This is a genomic window from Streptomyces sp. NPDC111656 (assembly GCF_055656965.1).
In genome coordinates, this window is the sequence record NZ_JBVKCA010000058.1 from 1 (window position 1) to 8,003 (window position 8,003).

At 71.8% G+C, this 8,003-nt stretch carries 7 protein-coding genes; 6 read left to right on the forward strand and 1 reads right to left on the reverse strand.

Annotated elements, in window-relative coordinates; genetic code table 11:
• The first annotated feature begins 34 nt into the window (after positions 1–34).
• The 6 genes from sbnB (at position 35) to ACZ7M3_RS52390 (ending at position 7,752) form a co-directional block, all read left to right on the forward strand.
• Positions 35–1,030, forward strand: a complete 996-nt coding sequence (sbnB, locus tag ACZ7M3_RS52365) for a 2,3-diaminopropionate biosynthesis protein SbnB (protein WP_455681041.1) — start codon at positions 35–37, stop codon at positions 1,028–1,030.
• 3 nt (positions 1,031–1,033) lie between these two features.
• On the forward strand, positions 1,034–1,243 hold the full coding sequence (locus tag ACZ7M3_RS52370; protein WP_351710036.1) for an MbtH family protein: 210 nt from the start codon (positions 1,034–1,036) through the stop codon (positions 1,241–1,243).
• Complete coding sequence (locus tag ACZ7M3_RS52375) at positions 1,240–1,977, forward strand: thioesterase II family protein (protein WP_472073854.1); 738 nt, start codon at positions 1,240–1,242, stop codon at positions 1,975–1,977. Before ACZ7M3_RS52370 ends, ACZ7M3_RS52375 begins: the two co-directional genes overlap by 4 nt.
• A 14-nt stretch (positions 1,978–1,991) precedes the next feature.
• Positions 1,992–6,926, forward strand: coding sequence for an amino acid adenylation domain-containing protein (locus ACZ7M3_RS52380; RefSeq protein WP_472073856.1), 4,935 nt, complete (start codon positions 1,992–1,994; stop codon positions 6,924–6,926).
• Positions 6,927–7,042: 116 nt separating this feature from the next.
• Positions 7,043–7,279: a hypothetical protein gene (locus ACZ7M3_RS52385; RefSeq protein WP_472073858.1), complete on the forward strand. Its 237-nt coding sequence runs from the start codon at positions 7,043–7,045 to the stop codon at positions 7,277–7,279.
• 41 nt (positions 7,280–7,320) lie between these two features.
• The gene (locus tag ACZ7M3_RS52390; RefSeq protein ID WP_261692358.1) at positions 7,321–7,752 is read left to right on the forward strand and encodes a VOC family protein; all 432 of its coding nucleotides are present in this window, start codon (positions 7,321–7,323) and stop codon (positions 7,750–7,752) included.
• Here ACZ7M3_RS52390 and ACZ7M3_RS52395 read toward each other — a convergent pair.
• Positions 7,712–7,999: an acyl carrier protein gene (locus ACZ7M3_RS52395; protein ID WP_472073860.1), complete on the reverse strand. Its 288-nt coding sequence runs from the start codon at positions 7,997–7,999 to the stop codon at positions 7,712–7,714. The genes ACZ7M3_RS52390 and ACZ7M3_RS52395 overlap by 41 nt on opposite strands.
• Positions 8,000–8,003: the final 4 nt, after the last annotated feature.

Sequence of the window (8,003 nt, forward strand, 5' to 3'; positions counted from 1 at the left end):
GCACCACCCCGTGTCCACCCTGGCCCCGCCGCCCATGACCGTGATCGGTGCGGGCGACATCGCCGCCGAGACGGACCGTCACCGTCCGGAGCTCATCGAGGTCGTCCGTGCCGCCTACCTCACGCACGACGCCGGTCAGAGCTCGAACCCGCACAGCTCGTTCCTGCGCTTCCCGCACCAGAACCGGTCGCGCATCATCTCCCTGCCGGCCTATCTGGGTGGCGAGTTCGAGGTCGCCGGCAACAAGTGGATCGCCAGTTTTCCGGACAACACGCGGCACGGAATCCCCCGCGCCTCGGCCACACTGATCCTCAACGACTGCGTCACCGGCTACCCGTTCGCCTGCATGGAGTCCTCGATCGTCTCGGCGACGCGGACCGCGGCCTCCGCGGTGCTCGGCGCGCAGACGCTGCTCGGCGCGCGCCGTGCCCGCCGGGTCGGCATCGTGGGCACGGGTCTGATCGCCCAGCACGTATGGCGGTTCCTGCGTGATCTCGACTGGGAGATCGACGGCTTCCGGCTCTTCGACCTCGACCCGGCGGCGGCGGGCCGCTTCGGCGCCGTCATGGCCGAGCACACCGAGGCCGAGATCGTGGTCGCCGACATGGTGGAGGACGCGTTCACCGACTGCGACCTGGTGGTGCTGACCACAGTGGCCGGCGAACCGCACCTGCACGACCCCGGGCTGCTGGCCCACAACCCGGTGGTCCTGCACCTGTCCCTGCGCGACCTCGCCCCCGAGATGATCCTCGCCGCCCAGAACTTCACCGACGACGTCGACCACGCCGTACGCGAGCGCACCTCGCTGCACCTGACCGAACAGCGCACCGGCAACCGGGACTTCGTCGACGGCACCCTCGCCGACCTGCTGCGCGGGCGGCTGAGCCGGGACCACGGACGCCCGGCGATCTTCTCGCCGTTCGGACTCGGCGTGCTCGACCTCGCCGTCGGCAAGTGGGTGCACGACCGGGTCGTCGCCGCGGGCCGGGGCCGCCGCGAGAGCGACTTCTTCACTGGGGTGGGGGTCTGACGCATGAGGGCCTCAGCCGACCCGCGCCCCGCCGGGGACCGGTACGTCGTCGTGGTGAACCACGAGGAGCAGTACTCGGTCTGGTTCGCCGACCGTGAGCTGCCCGCCGGTTGGACCGCCACCGGCGCGCAGGGCACCCGCCAGGAGTGCCTGGACCACATCGAGCAAGTGTGGACCGACCTGACCCCGCGCTCCGTACGAGCCTCACGATGACGGCCGGTGTTTTCGAGGCGGCCTGGCTGCGCGGGCTCGACAGCCGTGAACTCACCGCGCATCGACGCCTGTTCGTCTTCCCGCACGCCGGGGCAGGCGCCTCCGCCTACCGGCTGGCGGCGTACCTGCCGGACACCGTCGAAGTCTGCACGGTCCAGTTGCCCGGCCGGGAGAACCGGCTCGCCGAACCGGCACTGACGTCCCTGGACGACGCCGTGGCCGCGCTCGCGCCGCTCATCGCGGACCACACAGACCTGCCGTACGCCTTCTTCGGGCACAGCATGGGCTCCCTGATCGCCTTCGAGACGGCCCGGCGGCTACGCGCACTCGGCACGCGCATGCCCGACCGCCTGTTCCTGTCGGGCATGCGCGCCCCCGGCCTGCCGGACCGCGACCTGCGGCACACGCTGCCGGACGACAAGCTGCTCGCCACAGCCGAATTCGGCGACGTTGATGCCGAGTTGCAGGAGCTGCTGCTGCCGTTACTGCGCGCGGACCTGACACTGTGCGAGACGTACACGCACCGGGCCGAGGCACCCCTGCCCTGTCCCCTGACCGTTCTGGCCGGCTCGGACGACGACAGCGTCGACGGAACGGAGCTCGCCGGCTGGCGCGAGCACACCTCGGCCGACTTCGAACTGCACCTGTTCCCGGGCGCCCCCCACTTGTATGTGCGCGGCGCGGAACGACAGCTGACAGAGACGATCACGCGCACCTTCCCCGAACGGGGCTGAGAAAGGATCCGTTCATGGCGCCGACCACCCTGGTCGCACTGTGGGAGCAGCAGGCAGCCGCGACACCGGACGCGGTCGCCGTCGTCGCGGGAGCACACCGCGCCACCTACGCCGACGTGGACCGCCGGGCCACGGCACTCGCCGCCGAGCTTCAGGCACGCGGCATCGGACCGGAGAACCTGGTCGGCGTCTGTCTCGGCCGCTCGGTCGAGATGGTCGTGGCCCTGCTCGGCATCCTCAAGTCGGGCGCCGCGTACCTGCCCCTCGACCCGAGCTACCCGGCCGACCGGCTGCGGCACATGACCACCGACTCGGGGGCCGGGCTGTGGCTGTGCGACGCGGAACATCGCGCGCAGGCCCTGGCGTCCGGCGCGGCCGACGTCCTGCTGGTCGAGGACCTCCCCGCGGAACCTGCCGCGCCGGTGGCCCCGGTGGTACACCCGCATCACCTGGCTTACGTCATCTACACCTCCGGTTCGACCGGCCTGCCCAAGGGCGTGGCCGTCGACCACGCGGCGATCGCCTCGTTCCTGCGGAGTGCGGCCGAACGCCCCGGCCTCGGGGCGGACGACCGGGTCCTCGCGCTGACCCCGCTGTCGTTCGACATCTCGGCACTGGAGCTGTTCCTGCCGCTGACCCGGGGAGCGACGGTGGTGATGGCCCCGCGCGCCGCCAACACCGACCCCGAGCTGCTGGCCGCCACCATCGCCGAAGGGGGTGTGAGCGTCGTCCAGGCGACCCCCACCACCTGGCGGATTCTGCTGGCGTCCGGCTGGTCGGACGGGCACGGCCGGGCACTGCTGTCGGGCGGTGAGCCGCTCGATCCGCAGCTGGCCCGCGACCTGCTCGCCACCGGCGGCACCCTGTGGAACCTGTACGGGCCGACCGAGGCGACGGTGTGGGCCACCGCCGCCCGCATCGACGCCGTGGCAGACCGGGTCACGGTCGGAACGGCCCTGTCCAACACCCGGCTGCACGTCGTCGACGAGGGCGGGCGGGAGGCCGGACCAGGAGTCACCGGCGAGCTGTGGATCGGCGGCGCGGGCGTGGCGCGCGGCTACCTCAACCGGCCCGCGCTGACCGCCGACCGGTTCGTGCCCGACCCGTTCGGGGACGCCTCCGGGCGCCTGTACCGGACCGGTGACCTCGCCCGTTGGTCCGCCGACGGCATCCTGGAGGTGCTGGGGCGCAACGACCATCAGGTCAAGGTGCGCGGCGTCCGTATCGAACTCGGCGAGATCGAGGCCTGTGTGCGCAGCCACCCCCTCGTCACGGACGCGGTGGTGGTCGTCGACCGCGAGGCAGCCGGCGGCGACCAGTTGGTGGCGTACCTCGTGCCCGCGCACGAGGTACGGAACGTATCCGAGGATCTGCCCCGCCAGATCCGTGACCACCTCGCGCAGCGGCTGCCCGCCCACATGGTGGCCCAGGGCTACGCAGTGCTCGACACCCTGCCCCGTACCCCCGCGGGCAAGACCGACCGCGGCGCCGTGCAGCGGATCCCGCACAGCCCGGTCCGGGCGAGCGGGCCGATGCCCGACGACGCCCCGCTGCCGCCGCACACCGCGGCGGTGCGCCGCGTGTGGGCCGAGGTGCTCGGGCTCGACGACGTGTCCCCGTACGACGACTTCTTCGGCCTGGGCGGCCAGTCGCTCACCGCGGTACGGGTCGTGGCCCGGCTGCGTGTGGAGCTCGGCGTGCCGGTCGACGCCCAGTCGGTCTTCGCGCATCCGACACCCGCCACGCTCGCCGCCGCCCTGGACGGCGTGGCGCCCTCGGACGACGAGCCGATTCCCGCGGCCGCGACCGCCGAACTCTCCTTCGGCCAGGAACGGATCTGGTTCTTCGAGCAGCTGAACGACGCAGTGCCCGCCTACCACCTGCCGGTCGCCCTGGGCCTGCCCGGCGGGCGCGTCGACCTGACGCTGCTGCAGGACTGCCTGTCCGCGCTGGTGTACCGGCACCCGGCGCTGCGCACGGCGCTCGTCGCCGTCGACGGCCGGGTCCGCCCCGAACTGCGCGAGCCGGGACCGGTGCCGCTGCGCTGCACCGAGGTCGCCGAGGAGGACCTGGACGCGCTGGTGACCGAGCGGATCCGCGCCCCCTTCGCCCTCGACCGCCCACCGCTGCTGCGCGCGGACGTGCTGCGCACCCCGAGCCGTGACATCACGTTGCTGACGATCCATCACATAGCGTGTGACGGCGCATCGGTGGGCCTGATGGTGCGGGAACTGGGCGAGCTCTATGTGGAGTTCACCGCCGGCCGCCGCCCCGCACTGGCACCGCTGCCCGTGACGTACGCCGACTACGCGGCCTGGCAGCGCGAGCGGCTCACGGGCGCTGAGCTGGAGCGGCTGCTCGACCACTGGCGCACCCGGCTGTCCGGCGTGCCCGTCCTGGAGCTGCCGACCAGCCGACCCCGGTCGGCCGTCGCGAGCCACCGCGGTCGCCGCGAACTGCTGCGCATCCCCGCCGACTTGACGCACCGGCTGCGCACGCTGTGCCGGGCCGAGGGTGTCACCCTGTTCATGGGCCTGCTGGCCCCGTTGCAGGTGCTGCTCGGCCGGTACGCCGACGAGAGCGATGTCGCTGTCGGTACCCTGGCAGGCGGCCGGCCGCGCCCGGAACTGGACGATGTGGTCGGCTACTTCGTGAACACCGTCGTCCTGCGCACCGACCTGTCGGGCGACCCGACCTGGCGCGAGCTGCTGGGCCGCGTCCGCGAGGTCGCGCAGCAGGCGTACGCGCACCAGGAGCTGCCCTTCGAGAAGCTGGTGGCGCAGCTGAGCCCGGAGCGCGACCTGAGCCGTAACCCGCTCTTCCAGGTGCTGTTCGCCCTGCACGAGGAGCCGAGGGCCGGTCACGTAACCGAGCTGTACGACCGCAAGGAGCTGGAAGGACGGCTCGGCACTGCCCGCTTCGACCTCGCCTTCGACGTGACGGACCACGCCGCCGGGGCCGGTGACCTCAGCATCTCCATCGAGTACGCCACCGACCTGTTCGAAGCCGACTTCGTCCGGGGCCTCGGCCGGCACTTCCTGCGGGTGATCGAGCAGATGGTGTCCGGCGCCACGGCCCGACTGTCCGAGCTGGAGATCGTCTCGGCCGATGAGCTGCGTGCCCTCTCCATCGGCAACCGGGCCGAGCCGCTGCCCGAGCCGACCACCCTGGTCCGCCTGTGGGACCGCCAGGTGCGGACCACCCCGGACGCGATCTGCGTCGTGGGCGACGGCCGGTCGCTGACATTCGCCGAGACCGACGCGCGGGCCTCGGCCCTGGCCCGGGAGCTGCGGAACGGGGGCGTGCGCCCCGAAAGCCTGGTCGGCGTCTGCCTGGAACGCTCGGTGGAACTGGTGGTCGCCCTGCTGGGCGTGCTGAAGGCGGGCGGTGCCTACGTCCCGCTCGACCCCGGCTACCCGGCTGAGCGGCTGCAGTACCTGCTGGCCGACTCGGGCGTACGCCTGGTCGTCGCGGACCCGGGGCACCCCACCTCGGCCCTGTTCGGCGACGGCGTGCGTCTCGTGGCGGTGGACCAGGAACCCGGGGCGGACCCCGGGCCGACCGAGGAGGCGCAACCGCACCACCTCGCCTACGTGATCTACACGTCCGGCTCGACCGGCAACCCCAAGGGCGTCGCGATCACCCACGCCAACATCACCGGGTTCCTGGAGTGGAACCAGCGGCTGTGCCGGCTCACCGGGCGGGACCGGGCCCTGCTCAACCACTCGGTGGCGTTCGACAACTCGGTCTGGGAGATCTTCCAGTGCCTGGTATCCGGCGCCGAACTGCACCTGGCGAGCCCCACCGCCGCGTACGACCCCGAGGAGTTCCTGCGAGAGGTCGCCGAGCGCGGCATCACCACGCTCAACGCGACGCCCTCGCAGATGCGGATCCTGCTGGAATCCGGTACGGATCCCGCTCCCCGACTCGGCTCCGTACGCCTGGTGTTCACCGGTGCCGAGGCCGTGCCGCACGATGTGGCCCACCGCATCCTGTCCTCCACCGCGCCGGGATGCCAGGTCTTCAACGAGTACGGGCCCACCGAAGCGACCGTCACCTCGGCATTCTGCCCGATCACCGAGGAGCTGCTCGACCTGCACAGCCATCGCCCGAGCGTCCCGTTCGGGCGGGCGACCGACAACGCGCACCTCTACGTGCTGGACCCGCGGCTGCGCCCGGTTGCCCCAGGCTGTCGCGGCGAGCTGTACGTCGGCGGCAGCGCGGTCGGCCGCGGCTATCTCGGCAGGCCGGCCCGCACAGCCGGGGCCTATCTGCCCGACCCGTACGCCGGGGAGCCCGGCGCCCGTATGTACGCCACGGGCGACGTGGTCAGGCTGTTGCCCGACGGAAATCTGGTCTTCCTCGGCCGCAACGACCACCAGGTCAAGGTGCGCGGTTTCCGCATCGAGCTCGGCGAGATCGAGTCCACACTCCAGAGCCACCCGGCCTTCGCCGACTGCGTGGTGGCCGTGCGCCGCACCAGCACCGCTGTGGACCAGCTGGCGGCCTACCTGATCCTCGAGCACCCCGACCGGCCCGCCCCGGACCCGGCGGAACTGCGCGCCTACCTGGCGGAGCAACTGCCGCTGTACATGCTGCCGCAGAGTTACACCGTGATCGACGAGATCCCCCTCACCCCGAACGGCAAGGTCGATCGGGACGCACTGCCCGACCCACGCCCGGTGCCCGCCCCGGCCGCCGCCACCCGCCGGGCCGTCACCAAGCAGCAGCTCCTCGTCGCCGACGTGTGGCGGGAGTGCCTGGGCGTCGAGGAGGACTTCGGGCCACAGGACGACTTCTTCGAGGTCGGCGGCACCTCGTTGACCATCACTACGGTCGCGGGCCGGCTCAGCGAGCGACTTGGGCGCCGGGTCTCGCCGGTCCTGGTCTTCAGGAACCCCACCGTCGAGGGCCTTGCCGAGGCCCTCGGGGAGGACACACAGCGATGAGCAGCACCAACAGCACGAGCGTCGTCCTGGTCGACAGCTGTCCGTCGAGTTAGGCGCTGGCGCAAGCTGTCACCGACCGCGGCTGCGCCGTCGTCCACGTAGAGAGCACCGCGGAGGTGCCGCGGTGCCGCCGCGGCGCGTTCGACACCAGCGCCCTCAGCGACGACATCATCCACACCGGTGGCCCGGCCGATACAGTCGACGCCGTCGCGCGGCACGCGCACGTCGCCGTGATCGCAGTCGGCGGGTACGGTGCCGAACCGGCCGATCGCTCAGCGTGGCCCTCGGTGTGCCCACCGACCGACGTCACCGTCAACGACCTGATCATTTCCCTCATCCGTCAGAACTGGTAAGCGCCAGGCACTCCTCGCCGCACGGAAGGAACCCCAGACCCATGACCGTTCTCGCCTCCCCCATCCCCCGCTTCCACCTCGCCGTCCCGGTCGACGACCTGGACGCCGCCCGCCGCTTCTACGGCGAGACGCTCGGCCTGGAGCAGGGCCGCAGCGCCGACACCTGGGTGGACTGGAACCTGCACGGGCACCAGTTCGTCACGCACCTCGCCCCGGCCCGCGCCGCACAGATACACAACCCGGTCGACGGCCACGACGTCCCCGTACCGCACTTCGGGCTGATCCTGAGCATCGACGTCTTCCACCGGCTCGCCGACCGGCTGCGCGCCGCGGACACCGACTTCGTCATCGAGCCCTACGTGCGCTTCGCGGGCGAAACCGGCGAGCAGTGGACGATGTTCCTGCTCGACCCGGCCGGCAACGCCCTGGAGTTCAAGGCCTTTGCCGACGACTCCCAAGTGTTCGCCGCCTGACATCTTCTGTGGGCGGTAGAGGGCTTTCGAAGGGGCTGCCCGCCTGACCCATCGGGCAGCCCCTCGGCGGTGGGGTTCCTGAAGACCAGGGTCGGCGGGACCGGACGCCCGCGAGTCGCTCGCCGAGCCGGCCCGCGACCGTGGTGATGGTCGACGAGGTGCCGCCGACGTCGAAGAAGTCGTCCTGTGGCCCGAAGTCCTCCTCGACGCCCAGGTATTCCCGCCACACTTCGGCTACGTCGGACACGAGG